At 66.5% G+C, this 15002-nt stretch carries 17 protein-coding genes; 8 read left to right on the plus strand and 9 right to left on the minus strand.

The features are described from left to right. Window positions 1–144: 144 nt before the first annotated feature. Together FJT57_RS10055 and FJT57_RS10060 are read left to right on the plus strand one after the other, a co-directional pair. Window positions 145–927 (plus strand): sulfurtransferase, encoded by a 783-nt coding sequence (locus FJT57_RS10055; protein ID WP_144904762.1) that lies wholly within the window; start codon window positions 145–147, stop codon window positions 925–927. A 66-nt stretch (window positions 928–993) separates the two neighbouring features. Beyond that, complete coding sequence (locus FJT57_RS10060; protein ID WP_144904764.1) at window positions 994–1836, plus strand: ICP22 family protein; 843 nt, start codon at window positions 994–996, stop codon at window positions 1834–1836. A 21-nt stretch (window positions 1837–1857) separates the two neighbouring features. Here the strand turns inward: FJT57_RS10060 and hisB are convergent, their stop codons facing one another. After that, the gene (hisB, locus tag FJT57_RS10065) at window positions 1858–2499 is read right to left on the minus strand and encodes an imidazoleglycerol-phosphate dehydratase HisB (protein ID WP_144904766.1); all 642 of its coding nucleotides are present in this window, start codon (window positions 2497–2499) and stop codon (window positions 1858–1860) included. Between the two features lie 226 nt (window positions 2500–2725). Between hisB and hisG the strand changes: the two genes are divergently transcribed. Next, window positions 2726–3571 (plus strand): ATP phosphoribosyltransferase, encoded by an 846-nt coding sequence (hisG, locus tag FJT57_RS10070; protein WP_144904768.1) that lies wholly within the window; start codon window positions 2726–2728, stop codon window positions 3569–3571. 33 nt (window positions 3572–3604) lie between these two features. Here the strand turns inward: hisG and FJT57_RS10075 are convergent, their stop codons facing one another. Both FJT57_RS10075 and FJT57_RS10080 read right to left on the minus strand, forming a co-directional pair. Next, window positions 3605–3985 (minus strand): DUF7473 family protein, encoded by a 381-nt coding sequence (locus FJT57_RS10075; RefSeq protein WP_144904770.1) that lies wholly within the window; start codon window positions 3983–3985, stop codon window positions 3605–3607. A gap of 18 nt (window positions 3986–4003) precedes the next feature. After that, on the minus strand, window positions 4004–4567 hold the full coding sequence (locus FJT57_RS10080) for a TATA-box-binding protein (protein ID WP_144904772.1): 564 nt from the start codon (window positions 4565–4567) through the stop codon (window positions 4004–4006). 152 nt (window positions 4568–4719) lie between these two features. On the opposite strand from FJT57_RS10080, the gene FJT57_RS10085 reads away from it, so the two are divergent. Beyond that, on the plus strand, window positions 4720–5706 hold the full coding sequence (locus tag FJT57_RS10085) for a methyltransferase domain-containing protein (protein ID WP_238993968.1): 987 nt from the start codon (window positions 4720–4722) through the stop codon (window positions 5704–5706). Window positions 5707–5970: 264 nt separating this feature from the next. Here the strand turns inward: FJT57_RS10085 and FJT57_RS10090 are convergent, their stop codons facing one another. The 3 genes from FJT57_RS10090 to FJT57_RS10100 are packed head-to-tail and all read right to left on the minus strand — an operon-like array spanning window position 5971 to window position 8222. Further along, a complete protein-coding gene (locus FJT57_RS10090; RefSeq protein ID WP_144904775.1) occupies window positions 5971–6576 on the minus strand; it encodes a protein sorting system archaetidylserine decarboxylase in 606 nt (201 codons plus the stop codon). Beyond that, the gene (locus tag FJT57_RS10095; RefSeq protein ID WP_144904777.1) at window positions 6577–7671 is read right to left on the minus strand and encodes an AAA family ATPase; all 1095 of its coding nucleotides are present in this window, start codon (window positions 7669–7671) and stop codon (window positions 6577–6579) included. 53 nt (window positions 7672–7724) lie between these two features. Next, on the minus strand, window positions 7725–8222 hold the full coding sequence (locus FJT57_RS10100) for an SHOCT domain-containing protein (RefSeq protein WP_144904779.1): 498 nt from the start codon (window positions 8220–8222) through the stop codon (window positions 7725–7727). A 98-nt stretch (window positions 8223–8320) separates the two neighbouring features. On the opposite strand from FJT57_RS10100, the gene rnz reads away from it, so the two are divergent. The 3 genes from rnz to FJT57_RS10115 all read left to right on the plus strand — a co-directional run bounded on the left by rnz (window position 8321) and on the right by FJT57_RS10115 (window position 10568). Beyond that, window positions 8321–9250, plus strand: a complete 930-nt coding sequence (rnz, locus tag FJT57_RS10105) for a ribonuclease Z (protein WP_345775903.1) — start codon at window positions 8321–8323, stop codon at window positions 9248–9250. Window positions 9251–9317: 67 nt separating this feature from the next. Next, window positions 9318–10247, plus strand: coding sequence for a D-2-hydroxyacid dehydrogenase (ddh, locus tag FJT57_RS10110; RefSeq protein WP_144904783.1), 930 nt, complete (start codon window positions 9318–9320; stop codon window positions 10245–10247). 81 nt (window positions 10248–10328) lie between these two features. Continuing rightward, window positions 10329–10568: a DUF2249 domain-containing protein gene (locus FJT57_RS10115; protein WP_144904785.1), complete on the plus strand. Its 240-nt coding sequence runs from the start codon at window positions 10329–10331 to the stop codon at window positions 10566–10568. Between the two features lie 11 nt (window positions 10569–10579). Here FJT57_RS10115 and FJT57_RS10120 read toward each other — a convergent pair whose 3' ends face one another. Then, entirely contained in the window at window positions 10580–11701 is a 1122-nt protein-coding gene (locus FJT57_RS10120; protein WP_162524331.1) for a PAS domain S-box protein, read from the minus strand. 269 nt (window positions 11702–11970) lie between these two features. On the opposite strand from FJT57_RS10120, the gene FJT57_RS10125 reads away from it, so the two are divergent. Then, the gene (locus FJT57_RS10125; protein WP_144904790.1) at window positions 11971–13950 is read left to right on the plus strand and encodes a DUF460 domain-containing protein; all 1980 of its coding nucleotides are present in this window, start codon (window positions 11971–11973) and stop codon (window positions 13948–13950) included. Between the two features lie 24 nt (window positions 13951–13974). On the opposite strand, the gene FJT57_RS10130 is transcribed toward FJT57_RS10125, so the two are convergent. Both FJT57_RS10130 and FJT57_RS10135 read right to left on the minus strand, forming a co-directional pair. Beyond that, window positions 13975–14292, minus strand: a complete 318-nt coding sequence (locus FJT57_RS10130; protein ID WP_144904792.1) for a PLDc N-terminal domain-containing protein — start codon at window positions 14290–14292, stop codon at window positions 13975–13977. 100 nt (window positions 14293–14392) lie between these two features. Next, the coding region (locus tag FJT57_RS10135) for a hypothetical protein (protein WP_238993969.1) at window positions 14393–15002 on the minus strand (610 nt) is incomplete at its 5' end.

Below are 15002 nucleotides of genomic sequence, written 5' to 3' on the forward strand. Positions count from 1 at the left end.
GGTTCGAGTGGTAGGTCCTCCCCAGGAAGATCGAAGTCCGTCTCCTCAGCGAAACTACCGGCAATATTGTCTTCCTTCTCTGACACCGGGCGAATGCGGGTCCAATCGGCCACGTTGAAGAGTCGGCCGCCGGTACTGGGTAATATGTACGAAAACGTCGTCGTCTCGGCCGATTGGCTGGCCGACAGGCTCGACGAGGTGCGGGTGGTCGACGTTCGGGACGCGTGGGAGTTCGACGGAATCGGGCACGTTCCCGGCGCGCAGAACATCCCCTTCGAGACGTTCCGCAGCGAGGCGGGCGACGAGGGGATGCTCCCCGGCGCGGAGACGTGGGAATCGCTCCTCTCGGCCGCGGGCGTCGGCCCCGACGACGACGTCGTCGCCTACGACGACACCCACGGCGTGTTCGCGGCGCGGTTTCTGGTCACGGCGGAGCTGTACGGCCACCCGCCGGATCGACTGCACCTGCTCGACGGCGACTTCAGCGCGTGGAACCGGGCGCACGAAACGACCAGTGAGCCGTCGTCACCCACGGAAACCGAGTACGCGGTTCGCGGCCCCGAGCACTCACCGCTCGTCGACTACGAAACCGTCCACGACGCGCTTGCGGACCCGGAGACCGTGGTCGTCGACACCCGCGACCCCGAGGAGTACGACGAGGGCCACCTCCCCGGCGCGGTCAACCTCGACTGGCGGGAACTCGTCGACGACGAGACGCGCGGGCTGAAGCCGGAGGCGGAACGTGCCGATATTCTCGCCACTGTCGGCGTGACGCCCGACAAGCGCGTGATCCTCTACTGCAACACCGCCCGACGGATCAGCCACACCTACATTGTCCTGCGGTCGTCGGGCTACGAGGACGTCGGATTCTACGAGGGGAGCCTCACCGAGTGGACCGAGCGCGGCGGGCCTGTCGAGACCGCGTAGAGACCGCGCCGAGACGGCGCTCGCTCGGTCGAATACTTTTACTCCGCCGCACGCGGAGACACGACTATGCCGATGCGCCAACTCCGGAACTGTGACTTCTGCGGGGAGGACGCCGCGGGCATCTACGAGGCGATTCCGCCCGAACTGTCGCCGACGGAGGCCGAACAGCGACGGGTCGTCCTCTGCGCGGACTGCCTGGAAACGCTCGAAACCGTCGTCGACCCGCTCCTCTCGCGGCTGGGTGTCGACCGGGACGCGGACTCTGCGCCGACTGCGGAACCGACGCCGGACGCCGATTTCTCGCCCTCGGACGCGGTCGACGCCGAGAAATCGCATACTGCCGAGTCGGCGGGGGAGTCCGATCCCTCGACGCCGTCTGACTCGCCGAGTAGGGCCGTCCCGACGAGCGGATTCAACGCTCCCGAGGGATTCACGGATATCGCCGAGTACGACGGCTTTCAGGAGCCCGACGAAGCCGAGGAGACCCCGTCGGAAGCGGGGGTCGAAGCGGAGCGAACGCGCGTCCGCGACGGCGACGTCGCTGCCGATGGCGTCGCTACGTCCAGCGGCGGAGAGGCCGACCGCGTCGATACGCCCGGCGGCGGAACCGACGGTCGCGACGCACCCGCTCGCGACCCCACCGCGCCGGGAAGCGATCCGTCCCGCGAGGAACCGCCCCGCGGGACGCCTCCGAGCCCCGGTGGGAGCGGCGTCGGCGAGGAACCCGAGGACTTCCGCACCGTGATGCGGCTGCTCGGGAACCGGGAGTTCCCCGTCGAACGGAGCGCCGTCGTCGAACTCGCCGGGAGCGCCTACCAACTCGACGACGCTCAGGTCGATCGGATTCTGGACCACGCCGTCGACCGCGGCGTGCTCACCGACGAGGACGGGACGCTGCGCAAAGACTGAGCCTGCCCGCAAAAAGTCGCGCTACAGCTTCCCTTTCGTACTCGGCGTGTCGCTGCGCCGCGGATCGATCCGCGTCGCATCGTCGAGCGCTCGCGCGAGCGCCTTGAACAACGCCTCGACCTCGTGGTGGGCGTTGACGCCCGTTACTTCCGCGTGCAGCGTCAACCCCGCGTTCATCGCCAGCGAGTACGCGAAGTGCCGGGCCATATCGCTCGTGAAACCGCCGATCTGCGCCTGGGAGAACGCGCCGTCGAAGTCGAAGTGCGGCCGTCCGCTGACGTCGACGACGACGCCCGCGACCGCCTCGTCCAGCGGGACCTTCCGGTCGGCGTAGCGGACGATGCCGCGCTTGTCGTCGAGCGCCTCCGTGAAGGCCTCTCCGAGCACGATCGCGACGTCCTCGACGGTGTGGTGGTCGTCGATCTCCAGATCCCCGTCGCACTGCACCGTCAGGTCGAACAGCCCGTGCTTCGCGAACGCTTCGAGCATATGGTCGAAGAAGCCGATTCCGGTTTCGACGGCGCTGTCGCCGTCGCCGTCGATCGCCAGCGTCACGTCGATCGTCGTCTCGGCCGTCTCGCGGGAGACGGCGGCGGTTCGGTCGCTTACGTCAGCGGCTCCGTTCCCCCCGTCGGCCCGCGCGTCGTCGCTGTGGTCGGTCATACCGGCGAATCAACGCCCGCGCCTATGATCGTTGTGCCTCTATGCGACTCATCAATCGCTCTTGATGCCGGTGTTCCGGAGGCGACCTCGAAAGCCCCCGGTCCCTTTCAATCGCTCCCGCGGCGGCTGGTTCGTCGCTATCCGCTGCCCACCTCGGTGGTCGTCGCTCGCGGGGGACCCGGTCCACGAGCGAAAGTGGTAGGTCGCGGGCGCGTGAGGTGTCGGTATGCGCATCGCCGTGCCCAACAAGGGCCGCCTGCACGATCCGAGCGTCGACCTCCTCGAACGGGCCGGACTCCACATCGAGAGCGCCGCGGACAGAAAGCTGTACGCCGACACCGTCGATCCCGACGTGAGCGTGCTGTTCGCCCGCGCGGCCGATATTCCCGAGTACGTCTGGGACGGGGCTGCGGCGGTCGGCATCACCGGCCGCGATCAGGTCGTCGAGTCCGGCCGCGACCTCGTCGAACTCGTCGACCTGGAATTCGGCCGCTGCCGACTCGTCCTCGCCGCGCCCGAGGACGGCGACATCACGGACCCCGACGACGTGGCTGGCAAGAGCGTCGCGACCGAGTTCCCGCAGATCACCCGCGAGTACCTCGAACGCGAGGGAATCGATGCCGACGTGGTCGAGGTGACCGGCGCGACCGAACTGACGCCGCACGTCGAGATGGCCGACGCAATCGTCGACATCACCTCGACGGGGACGACGCTGCGGATGAACCGCCTCGCGATCGTCGACGACGTGCTCGAATCCTCGGTTCGGCTCTACGCGCACCCCGATCACGCCGACGATCCGAAGGTCGAACAGCTTGTGACGGCGTTCAAATCCGTCCTCGCCGCCGAGAACAAGCGCTACGTGATGATGAACGCGCCCCGAGACCGACTCGACGACGTCCGCGAAGTCATCCCCGGACTGGGCGGCCCGACGGTGATGGACGTCGCTGGCGACGACACCGTCGCCGTACACGTCGTCGTCGACGAGCGGGACGTCTTCGAGGTCGTCAACGACCTGAAGGCCGTCGGCGCGTCCGGCATCCTCGTCACCGAGATCGAGCGGCTGGTGGAGTAGAGGTCCGCGTTCGATTCGCTTTCCGCTCCCGTCTCACGCGGGCGCGCTCGTCGCGAGCAGCCAGACTCCGACGAGGACCGTCCCGAGGATGACACTGACGACGAAATGGATCAGCGTGATGTACGCCGAGAGCGTCCGTGACTCGCCGTAAACGTACCCGATCGCCAATCCGTCGAGGACGATCGCGACGAGCAGTCCGCCGAACAGGATCGCATCGCTCGCGGCGAACGTCGAGACGATGATGCTCACCGCCGCCGGAACTGGACCGATGAGGAAACCGTTTCTGATTGGGACGTCTCCGAGGACGTTGCGAGCGGCGATGTGCGCGGTAACAGAGAGGAAGAGCGCGAAGATCGCGAACGTCCCCGCGATCGCGAGCGGCGTTCCGTCCGCGGCCTGCAGTGGGACCAACATCTGAAAACGAACCGACGCTCAGCCGTCGAGCAGACCGAGATCGTTCAGCCGGGACACGATAACGTCGACCGCCTCGCGGGCGTCGTCAGGCGCTTTCCCGCCGGTGATGACGAGTTTCCCGGAGCCGAACAGCAGCGCGACGACGGAGGGTTCGTCGAGTCGATAGACCAGTCCGGGGAACTGCTCGGGCTCGTACTCGATGTTTTCGAGACCCAGACCGATGGCGATGGCGTTGAGGTTGAGATTTCGACCGAGGTCCGCGGACGTGACGATGTTCTGGACCGTGATCTCTGGGTCGTCATCCACGGGGATCTTCAGCTCGCGGAGTTTGTCGAAGACGATGTGGAGGCTCTCGTGGACGTCGTCGGTCGACTTCGCACCGGTGCAGACGATCTTGCCAGAACGGAAGATGAGCGCCGCCGACTTCGGATTCTGCGTCCGGTAGACGAGACCGGGAAACTGCTCGGGGTCGTAGTCCGCGCCTTCAAGATCCATCGCCACGCTCTGGAGATCGAGCTCCTGACCGATCCCGGTGGAGGCGACGACGTTCTCGATGTTGATCGTGTCCTTGGGGTCGCTCATTATAACGACTTAAACGATGTATTTAAGGTTTAAAAAGGTTGGTGCGGGCCGTCGGCCGATCTTCCCTCGGTATGGACGACTACTCATCGCAACTACCGCACCGCTGTCCGAAGATTCGACACCCTGATTTGCGACCCTCCCCAGGTTCGGCCGTGTACTATCTGGAGCTCGCTGGTGAGGCCGACGACGAGGCGTTCGCCGCCCTGGAAGCCCAGCGAGCGGCCGCCTCCGCGGTCGAGCGCGTCGCGCCGGGGCTCGCGACGGCCCGCGGGGTGCGGCTGGACCGAGTTCCTGCGCTCGCCTACACCCGCCACGTCTCCGAACTCGTCGGGCGAGCGGCGGCGTCGGTGTCGGACGCAGCCGCCACCCTGACCGCCGCGTCGTTCGAGCGGTCGGGAACCGTCGCGGTCCGGGCTCGAAACGTCCGCGGCACGGCCGACGCGAGCACGTCCGAGGCGGAGCGAACGCTGGGCGGCGTGCTCGTCGACCGCGGCTTCGACGTCGATCTCGACGACCCCGATCACGAACTCCGGGTCTGCTTCTCGGAGGAGATCTGCCTCCTCGGCTGGGCCGCTGCCGAGCGCGACGCGGCGTTCGGCTCGCGCGCGCCCACGGATCGACCCTTCTTCCAACCGGGCAGTATGGCCCCGATGGACGCCCGCGCGTACGTCAACCTCGCCGCCGGGGCGTCGCTCCCGGACGCGACGGTCCTGGACCCGATGTGCGGCACCGGCGGCCTGCTGATCGAAGCGGGACTCGTCGGCGCGCGGGCCGTCGGCTCCGACGCCCAGCGGAAGATGGCCCGCGGCGCGGCGCAGAACCTCGACTACTACCTTTCATCTCCTTGGGACGTCGTTCGCGGCGACGCCACGGAACTGCCTCTCGTAGACGACGCCGTCGACGCGGTCGTCTTCGACGCGCCCTACGGCCGCCAGTCGAAGATCGCCGGACACGAACTGGCGGATCTCGTCGGCGGCGCGCTCACCGAGGCGGCGCGGGTCGCTCCCGCGTGCGTCCTCGTCGCCGACCGCTCGTGGGAGGCAGCAGCCAGAGAGGCCGGGTGGACGGTCACCGCGCAGTTCGAGCGCCGCGTTCACCGGTCGCTGGTTCGGTACGTTCACGTCCTAGATCGGCCGTAGCGGCTGGGGGGCTCGGACCTAATTCGCACTCGTGGTTGGATCCGGGCTCGCCGTGGCGTTACTCGAAGCCGCTGATCGGGGTCACGAGCCACTGTGCCGGGTCGTCGCGGCGGCGGACTTCGACCCGTCGGATCCACTTCACCCACTGGAAGATCTGATCAACTCTGTCGACACCTCGTCGACCCGAGACGAAAAGCCGGTTGCGGCGTTCTCTCCCGTGGCGTGTCTCCGGCGTCCGTCACCGTTCTTTCGCCACGGCGTCCGTTACCGTTCTTTCGCCGCGACGATCGATTCTCCCGCCCGGACGCGATCTCCTTCCTCGACCAGCAGATCCCCGCGGTCGTACGGCGGCGGCAGGAGGACGTCCGCGCGCGAGCCGAAGTCGATGTGGCCGATCCGCTGGGCGCGCGCGAGGTCGTCGCCGCGCTCGACGTACGGGTGGATTCGCCGGGCGAACGCGCCAGCGATCAGCGAGAGTTCGGCCGGTCCCTCCTCGGTCGCGACGTCGACGTCGACGCGTTCGTTTCGCTCCGATTCCTTCGAAAACGCGGGGAGGTGCTTTCCCGGTCGGTGGGTGACGCGCTCGACGCGCCCCTCGAACGGCGCGCGGTTCACGTGGACGTCGGTCACGTTCATGAACACGCCCACTCGAAGCTGGTCGCCCTCCTCGCGGACGACGGAGACGTGCCCCTCCGCGGGCGAGACGACGCCGGGGCCGGAGGGACGGCGCTCGGGGTCGCGGAAGAACCACATCACGAAGCCGCCGACCGCGAGCGCGACGATCGCGAACGGCGAGGCGAGCAGCGAGAGTACCGCGGCGGCCGCGAACGCCGGAACCGCGAACCGCCGCACGCCCGGCGCGAAGCGCATCTAGGCGAACGCCTCCCCGTCGAGTTCGGACTGGCCGCCCGCCCACGCGGCCAAGAGGTGGGTGAGGTGCAATCGGCCGTCGTTGCCCTCCGCGAGGTCGAGATCGACGCTCCCGGCGAGTCGGTGGAGACGGATCAGGTTCCGTTCGCCGAACTCCTCGGGGTAGGTGTCGGCGACGTGCAGGAGTTCCGTGAGGAGTTCCTGCCCGCCGAATCCCTCGTCGTCGAGGAGCGTGGTCAACTGCTTTCTGGCGTCTGGAATCTCCCCCGCCGCGGCGGCGTCGAGCACTGATTTCAGCGCGTCGTCGTGGCCCGCCTCCGAGAGCGCGGTTCCCACCGATTCGACGCTGATCGCTCCGTCGCCCTCGACGGCGGCGCGCTGGGCCGCGAGAACCGCATAACGGAGGTCGCCGTCGGCCTTCGAGGCGATGAGGTTCAGCGCCATCGCGTCGGCGTCGACGCCTTCCGCCTCCGCGATGGTCGCGAGCACCGTCTCGATCTCGTCGGTCGTCGGCGCGCGCACGGGAACCGGGAAACACCGCGAGCGGATCGGCGGGATGAGCTTCGAGGGCTGCCGCGTCGTGATCACGAACTGCGTGTTCCGGTGGTACTGTTCCATCACGCGACGGAGCGCCTGCTGGAAGTCCTCGCGGATGGTCTCGGCGTTGTCCAAGAGGACGGTCTTGTACGTCCCCGAAGCGGGTTGATACGAGGAGAGCTCCTGCATCACGTGCGAGATCATATCGCGCTTGGACCACTCGCGCTTGTACTTGTTCCCCTTCCCGCCGCGGCGATACTGCTTCGAGAACTCGGTCTGCCCCTGTAAGAAGCGCGAAAACCGCGGGTCATCGCGGATCTCTTTCTTTGTCCGGCTGAAGAAGTCAGCGACGTTGATCTCGACTAAGTCGGCGTCGGGATCCTCGTGCGCCTCGCGGGCTAGCGCGCGCACGGCGGCGGTCTTGCCGACGCCTGCGGGCCCCTGAACGACGAGGTTCATCGGTTGGTCCACGGTTCGAGAGAGTCGCTCTCGAACTTCCGCTTGCGGCAGTTCCGCGAGCGACGGCGCGTGCTTTTCGGTCCACAGGGGCGCGTCCATTAGCGTCGGGTAGTCGACGGGAGGGTAAGAAACTCTCCCTCTCTCCGCGGGCGCTACGGCGAGCGCTCGCGTTCGGGGTCGACCCGCTCCGTCCGATCAGCCTCGTATTCGGGTCGACGCCGACCGATGCGTTCGCGTGCGTTCTCGGGGATATCCGTCTCCAGGAGCACTTCCAACTTCCGCTCGAACTGCTCGTCGGAGAGATCACCGCGCGCGTACCGCTCTCGGAGGCGTGCGAGCGCGGCATCGACATCCTCGGTCGTGTGGTCTCCAGCGCCCCGACTCTCCTCGGATGCGAACCGCTGGCGCTCTTCGTTCCCGTCGTCGGTATCGGACGCCCCCCGAAGGAGCGACACGAGCGGGACCAACACCGCGTACCCGACGACGAAGATGATCCAGAAATCGACCGCCGCGAGAACCGGCACGCCGAACAGCGATCCGAGCCCCGCTCCGAGTACCAACAGCGCCGTGGCTCCGACGACCGGATCGTCGGCGTCGCCGGAGGTCTCGTCCCACCAACGGTCCGTTCGCGAGCCGGGACCACCGTCCATACTCGTGGATGCGTCCGGCGGTCACAAAAAGCTACGTCGGCGACGGGACGCGGATCCGACACGCGTTTACCCTGTCGCCTCTCAGGAAACGTATGTCGATGCGCGTGACGTTTCTCGGGACTGGCGGGGCCGTACCGACGACCCAGCGGGGACCGAGCGCCTTCTTCGTCGAACGCGAGGGCGAACGCCTGTTGTTCGACTGCGGCGAGGGGACCCAGCGGCAGATGATGCGGTTCGGGACGGGGTTCTCGGTCTCGCACCTGTTCGTCACGCACCTCCACGGCGACCACGTCCTCGGGATTCCCGGTCTCGTTCAGACGATGGACTTCAACGACCGCGAGGACCCGCTCGCGGTCTACGGTCCCCCGGGATCGAAGCGACACTTGAAACGGCTCGTCGAGGCTGGCGGCTACCGACCCGACTTCCCGCTTACCGTCCGCGAGGTTCGTCCCGGAACGGTCGCGCTCGCCGCCGACGAGTACGAGGTCCGGACGTTCGAGACGACGCACCGTACTACCAGTTCGGTCGGGTACGCGCTCGTCGAAGACGACAGACGCGGTCGGTTCGACCGCGAGAAGGCCGAAGCGCTCGGCGTCCCGGTCGGGCCGCAGTTCGGCCGCCTCCACAACGGCGAAACGATCGAACTCGACGACGGGCGGGTGATCGAACCGGAACAGGTGGTCGGCGATCCCCGTCCCGGGCGGCGCTTCGTCTACACCGGTGACACGCGCCCCGTGGACGCGACCGTCGAGGTCGTCGACGAACCGGACCTCCTCGTCCACGACGCCACCTTCGGGGACGAGTGGGCCGACAGAGCGCGGCAGACGGGGCACTCGACGGGACGCGAAGCGGCCGAGATCGCGAACCGGGCCGGGGCGACGTCTCTCGCGCTCACGCACATCTCCTCGCGGTACGCCGCCGACGCGAGTCCGATCGAACGCGAGGCGCGCGAGACGTTCGACGGCGACGAGGCGTTCGTCCCGAACGATGGCCGGACGTTCGAGATCCCGTTCCCCGACGACGAGTAGGCCGTGGGGTGTGCGGAAGTACTCCTCGCGGTCTCTCTTTTTAAGCCGTTCGCACGTACGGCAGTCTATGGTACTCGAAAGCCTCGGAATCGACGAATCGGTTTCGGTGCTGTTCCCGCCGGAGCGACTGCGAGACGCGCTTCAGCCGTCTCCGGTCCAGATCGATATCGTCGACGGATCCGCGGATTCGGTCGCCTCTTACGACGGAATCGTTACGTTCGCTCACCGAGCGCAGTACTTCGATCTCGATTGGGTCCACTCGATCGTAGCGGGCGTCGATCGTTTTCCGACCGACCGGTTCCGCGCCGAGGGTGTCGCGCTGACGAACAGCACCGGAGTCCACGGGGACGCGATCGGCGAGACCGTCGCCGGGTACGTGCTCGCGTTCGCCCGGCGTCTCCACACGCACGTCGGAAACCAGCGGCGGGGCACGTGGGTCCGCCCCGACTGGGACGAGGCCTGGACGGTCGCTGGCGAACGCGCCTGCGTCGTCGGCCTCGGGAGCCTCGGTCGGGGGATCGTCGACCGACTAACTGGCCTCGGACTCGACGTGGACGGGGTTCGACGGACGCCGGTCCCCGAACCCGGCGTCGACACCGTGTACACGCCCGCCGATCTGGAAACAGCCGTCTCCGGCGCGAAGTTCGTCGCGCTCGCGGTGCCGTTGACCGAGCAGACGGAGCGACTCGTCGACGGGGACGTCTTCGCGGCGATGCGAGAGGACGCGTATCTCCTGAACGTCAGTCGCGGGGGCGTCGTCGATCAGGACGCGCTCGTCGAGGCGCTCGAAGACGGTGTGATCGCTGGCGCGGCGCTGGACGTGTTTGAGACGGAACCGCTCCCCGAATCGTCGCCACTGTGGGGGATGGACGAGGTGATCGTCACTCCGCACGCCGGTTCGGTCTCTCGCGAATACTATCGACACGTCGCAGCGCTCGTCCGAGAGAACGTAACGCGGATCCGAAACGGGGACGACCTCGTCAACCGGATCGTGTGACCCGCGCTTCGACGGCGAGAGCGACCGAGTACGAACGTGATCGGGTTAAGGTATAGGATGTCGCGTCCTGTATTTCCGACTATGTGCCCCCACACGACTGACGGTTCGGAGCAGAAGTCGTTGGACGTCCGCGAAATCGACGGCGAACCGTTCAACGACATTATCGCCGCGCTCGACGGCCTCTCCGACGACGAATCGCTCCTGTTGATCAACAGTTTCGAGCCGAAACCGCTCTACGACGTGCTCGAACAGCGCGGGTTCGAGTACGAGACGACGAGTCCGGACTCGGAGACGTGGCATATCGAGATCACCGCCGCGTGATCGGACCGTCGTCACTGCTTCTTGATCGGATCGCCGTCACGGCCGTCTGACCGGGCTCCCGCTTCGACACCTGCGGTCACGAAGTTTGCTGTAGCTCGACGGCGAAGGCCGCTCCGCCGAGTTCGCAGTCGCTGCTGGCTGTCACTGAGTGCGTCGTCGACCCAGACCTCTCCGCCGTACGTCTCGACGAGCGTTTCGACGAGATACAGACCGAGACCCATCCCCTGACTCTCCCCACTGTGTTCGCCTTTCTGGAAGATCACGTCCCTTCGCTCGTCGGGAATCCCCGGTCCGTTGTCGATCACTCGGACCGTCACGGTCTCATCGCGCTCGGCCACCCTGACGGCCACCATCGGCGTGTCGCTGTCGTTGTGCTGGATCGCGTTTTTCAACAGGTTTCGGAAGACCGATCCGAGCAGGTCGTCGGCGACGACCGACGCGGACGGGATCTCGTTGTAACTCACCTGCGCCTCGGGATAGGCCGCAACGATATCGGTGAGTTCGCGTTCGAGCACGGATTCGAGGTCCACCGGCCGGAGGCGGTCCTCGACTTCCAGCATAACCTCTGCGAGGTCCCGACCGACGTTGGTTAGTTCGACCGCGTGATCGGCGTGCTGGCGAACTGTTTCGAGGGACGAGAGGAGATCCGGGTCGGTACACCGTTCTCTCGCCAGCGTCACGTATCCGGTGATCACCTGCAGATCGTTGCGGATGTCGTGTCGGAGCATCTGATTCAGCACTTCGAGTCCGTCGCGTTGCTCCTTGACGCGTTGTTCGTACTGTTTCCGATCGGTGATGTCCTGACAGTACGCGACGAATCGATCGCCCGCGACGGCGACGGCGTCCAAGAGGATGTGGACGTCGCGGCCGTCCGCGTGGACCAGGATCTCTTCAGCCCGGACCCGTCCGCGGTCTCTGAGCCGCTCCAACGACTCGACTCGCTCGGAATCGGTCGCCCCACGCGCCAGGTCCGGGATCGACATCGAGAGCAGTTCCTCGCGCTGGTATCCGACGAGTTCGCAGGCCGACTCGTTCACGTCGACGTACCGCCCGCGCTCGTCCGTGACGAACACTGCCACCGGAGACTCCTCAAAATACGTTCGGTACGTGTGCTCTCCGGTCGCGTCCTTCATAACGAGTTTGATTACGCAGATGTTCAGCCTGAGATATATAATGATTCCGGGACCTGCGTGTGTTCGGACGGTCGCAGATGCGACCTCATCTACCGGACCGCGCGTATCGGCGTAGAGCGACACGCTCCCGACATAGAATATCTCTCGACGACATAGAATATCTCTCGACGACATAGAATATCCCTCCTCGACATAGAATATCTCTCCCCCGGTGTCAAATCTCTCTCCCCCGGCGTGGAATATATATTCACAGCCGACCTACCTCGGTTGTGACTGACCGGACGAGTGCCCTCGATTCTCTCGTTTTCGGCGTGGACATCCAGAGCGGAGACGTTCGCGGCGACGCGCCCTCCTACGCGCTCGTCGCCTTCGACGGCGAGAACGTCGACCGCGACGTCGTCTCCCACCGGAAGCTCCGGCGACTCCTCGACCGGGAGGAACCGGCGATGCTCGCCACGGACAATATGTACGAACTGGCCGCCGACAAGGACGCGCTGATCCACTTTTTACGGATGCTCCCGGCGGCGACGAAACTGGTGCAGGTGACCGGTGCCGAGCGGCCCGAACCGCTCTCGCGTGTCGCCTCCAGACACGGCGTTCCGTACGGTAAAAAGCCGATGAAGGAGGCCGAGGCGGCGGCGCGACTGGCGGCCGCCAACGTCGGCTACGAGGTCGCGGCGTTCGGCGATACGACGAGGGTCAAGGTCTCCCGCGGGCGCTCCACCGGGAAGGGCGGCTGGAGCCAGGACCGCTACACGCGGCGGATTCACGGCTCGGTGAAACGCCGCGCTCGCGACGTGAAACAGCGCCTCCGACAGGCCGATCTCGACTTCGAGGTCGACGTGACGGAGAAGTACGGCGGGTACGCCAACGCGGTCTTCACCGTCCAAGCGCCGCCGACCGACATCCCCGTCTCGGAGGGGCGCTCCGGCGACACCCGAATCGAGATCGAGCGGGAGCGCTACGACGGCATCGAGTTCGAGCCGCTGGTCAAGCGCCGTGACCACGTCGTCGTCGGGATCGATCCCGGGACAACTACGGCCGCCGCCGTCGTCGGACTCGATGGCCGCGTCCTCGACGTCTACTCGACGCGGACGGCCGACACGGCGGACGTGATCGAGTGGCTGATCGAGCGCGGGCGGCCGATCGTCGTCGCGGCCGACGTGACGCCGATGCCCGAGACCGTCGAGAAGTTCAGACGGAGCTTCGACGCGGCGGGTTGGACGCCGAACTCGGACCTCCCGGTCGACGAGAAGCTGCACCGAACGCGCGAGGCGTCCTACGAGAACGACCACCAGCGAGACGCGCTCGCGGCGGCGCTGTTCGCGCTCGACGACCACGAGGACCAGTTCGAGCGGGTCTCGCGGAAGGTCCCGCCGGATCTCGAACGCGGCGAGGTCATCTCCCGCGTGGTCGCTGGCGAGGAGTCCGTCGAGGCGGTCCTCCGCGACCTCGCGGACGACGAGGAGCCGGAGGAAGATGAGTCAGAACACGAGGAGCGCGAACTCACCGACGACGAGAAGCAGATCCGTCGCCTCCGGACGCGGGTCGAACGGCTCGAATCGCACATCGACGAGTTGGAATCGACGATCGACGAGCGCGAGGAGACGATCGCGGAGTACGAGACGAAGCTCTCGGAGGCGAAGCGCGAGGAGCGCCGCCAGGCCAGAGAGCGCCGCGAAGTCAAGCGGCTCGAACGCGACACGGACCGACTCCAGCGACGCGTCGACACGCTGGAGGCGGAGAACGACGAACTCGACGACAAGCTCGAACGGTTGAAGCGACTCTGGAAACTCGATCATTCGAACTTCGCCGACGTCGACATCGACGGCGACCTCGTGTCGGTGAAGATCGTCGACCAGTTCACCCGCGACGCCATCGAGACCGCCGAGAAGCAGTACGGACTGGCCGCTGGCGACGTGATTTTCCTCCGGGACGCCTCGGGCGCGGGACGCTCGACGGCCGAGTTGCTGGCGGGCGTCGACCCGCGCGTCGTCCTCCGCTCCGGCGGAAACCTCTCGGAAGTCGCCGATCAGATCCTCTTCGAGCACGACATCCCCGTCGCGCCCGCCGCCGACGTCACGATCCAGGAGGTCGACGAACTCGCGGTCGCCCGCGAGTCGGAGGTCGAGGCGGCGATCGACGACTGGGAGCGCCGCGCCGAGGAGCGACAGAAGGAGCGGAAGGCGTCGATGGTCGATCAGATCATCTCCGAGCACCGCGCGGGGACGCGCGGGGAGAGCCGCTGACACACCGGTTCAACAGAGAATCCCTCAGCGCAATCCTGCGTCGGCACCCGCCTCGTACGGCGCGTCCGGTCGGCCGAGAAAGTAGTACGCGACGAACCCGACGAACGGGACGAAAAAGTTGAACGCGGTCCAGCCGATGGCCGAGTCGCTTCCCCTCCCAGTCGCGTCGAGGTAGACCCACCCCGGCAGCGCGAGGTGCGCGACGAGGAAGTACAGGGCGAAGCCCGCGAAGTACGCGAACGTCCCGACGTCCGTGACTGCAACCCACATCACGAGGAGCGGCAGAAACGCCACCGCGATCAATCCCATCAGGACGATGAACGGCGAACGGGTCGTTGCCATCGATCGGTGGTTGGGATCGCACGCGTATGACCCTTTCCGGTAGTCGGGTTTTCCGGTAGTCGGATAGTTTACCGATTCGATGTGGTCGCGGCCGGAGAGTTCAGACCCGGCTCGAAGTCCAGTTGAGTGCGATGGTCGTGCCCGGGTCGACCCGCTCGGTCGGCGTCACTTGAATCACTCGCGCCCACGTGCCACCCTCGGGAGCGGTGTAGATGTCTCCCCCGCAGTAACAGTCAACTTCCAGCGCGGGATCCTCCTCGTGACCGTCGTGCGGATAGCCGGACCGATCCCACGAGCTCCACTCGAAGGTCGGCTCCTCGTCTTGGCGCGCGACGAGGGTCACCTTCAGCGGCTCACCGACGGCCGTCGTCCCGTAGTGGATGTCCTCGTGGTCGGTGTCCACCGTGTCGAGCGCCTCTGGTGAATCGGGGAGGAGGTCGACTTCGCCGAGATCTCGGGTGTCGTAGGTTTCTGTGGCCTGTATTTCGGCGTCCTCCGGAGAGTGATACACCTCGGTCGTAAACGGAAGCGACGAATCTTCGAGGCGAAAGCCGAGCAACACCTCGTCTGAGGGGACCGACGTCGCCTCGACCAACGTCGGGTGAATCTCTTCCGGATTTCTGACGAACTGGGCGGATTCGCCCCCGTCGCTAGCGGTCTCCTCCTCGGTCGTCGTCCCTGTCGGTTCTGCGGTCGTCGTCTCTGTCGGT

Origin of the sequence: Halobellus captivus, from assembly GCF_007655485.1 — an archaeon.
Taxonomy (GTDB): Archaea; Halobacteriota; Halobacteria; order Halobacteriales; family Haloferacaceae; genus Haloquadratum; species Haloquadratum captivum.

Excerpts from the sequence above, each read along its gene's own strand:
- FJT57_RS10055 (WP_144904762.1), top strand. The coding sequence starts at position 145 with ATGTACGAAAACGTCGTCGTCTCGGCCGATTGGCTGGCCGACAGGCTC.
- FJT57_RS10060 (WP_144904764.1), top strand. The coding sequence starts at position 994 with ATGCCGATGCGCCAACTCCGGAACTGTGACTTCTGCGGGGAGGACGCC.
- hisB (WP_144904766.1), bottom strand. The coding sequence starts at position 2,499 with ATGACCGACCACAGCGACGACGCGCGGGCCGACGGGGGGAACGGAGCC.
- hisG (WP_144904768.1), top strand. The coding sequence starts at position 2,726 with ATGCGCATCGCCGTGCCCAACAAGGGCCGCCTGCACGATCCGAGCGTC.
- FJT57_RS10075 (WP_144904770.1), bottom strand. The coding sequence starts at position 3,985 with ATGTTGGTCCCACTGCAGGCCGCGGACGGAACGCCGCTCGCGATCGCG.
- FJT57_RS10080 (WP_144904772.1), bottom strand. The coding sequence starts at position 4,567 with ATGAGCGACCCCAAGGACACGATCAACATCGAGAACGTCGTCGCCTCC.
- FJT57_RS10090 (WP_144904775.1), bottom strand. The coding sequence starts at position 6,576 with ATGCGCTTCGCGCCGGGCGTGCGGCGGTTCGCGGTTCCGGCGTTCGCG.
- FJT57_RS10095 (WP_144904777.1), bottom strand. The coding sequence starts at position 7,671 with ATGGACGCGCCCCTGTGGACCGAAAAGCACGCGCCGTCGCTCGCGGAA.
- FJT57_RS10100 (WP_144904779.1), bottom strand. The coding sequence starts at position 8,222 with ATGGACGGTGGTCCCGGCTCGCGAACGGACCGTTGGTGGGACGAGACC.
- rnz (WP_345775903.1), top strand. The coding sequence starts at position 8,321 with ATGCGCGTGACGTTTCTCGGGACTGGCGGGGCCGTACCGACGACCCAG.
- ddh (WP_144904783.1), top strand. The coding sequence starts at position 9,318 with ATGGTACTCGAAAGCCTCGGAATCGACGAATCGGTTTCGGTGCTGTTC.
- FJT57_RS10115 (WP_144904785.1), top strand. The coding sequence starts at position 10,329 with ATGTGCCCCCACACGACTGACGGTTCGGAGCAGAAGTCGTTGGACGTC.
- FJT57_RS10120 (WP_162524331.1), bottom strand. The coding sequence starts at position 11,701 with ATGAAGGACGCGACCGGAGAGCACACGTACCGAACGTATTTTGAGGAG.
- FJT57_RS10130 (WP_144904792.1), bottom strand. The coding sequence starts at position 14,292 with ATGGCAACGACCCGTTCGCCGTTCATCGTCCTGATGGGATTGATCGCG.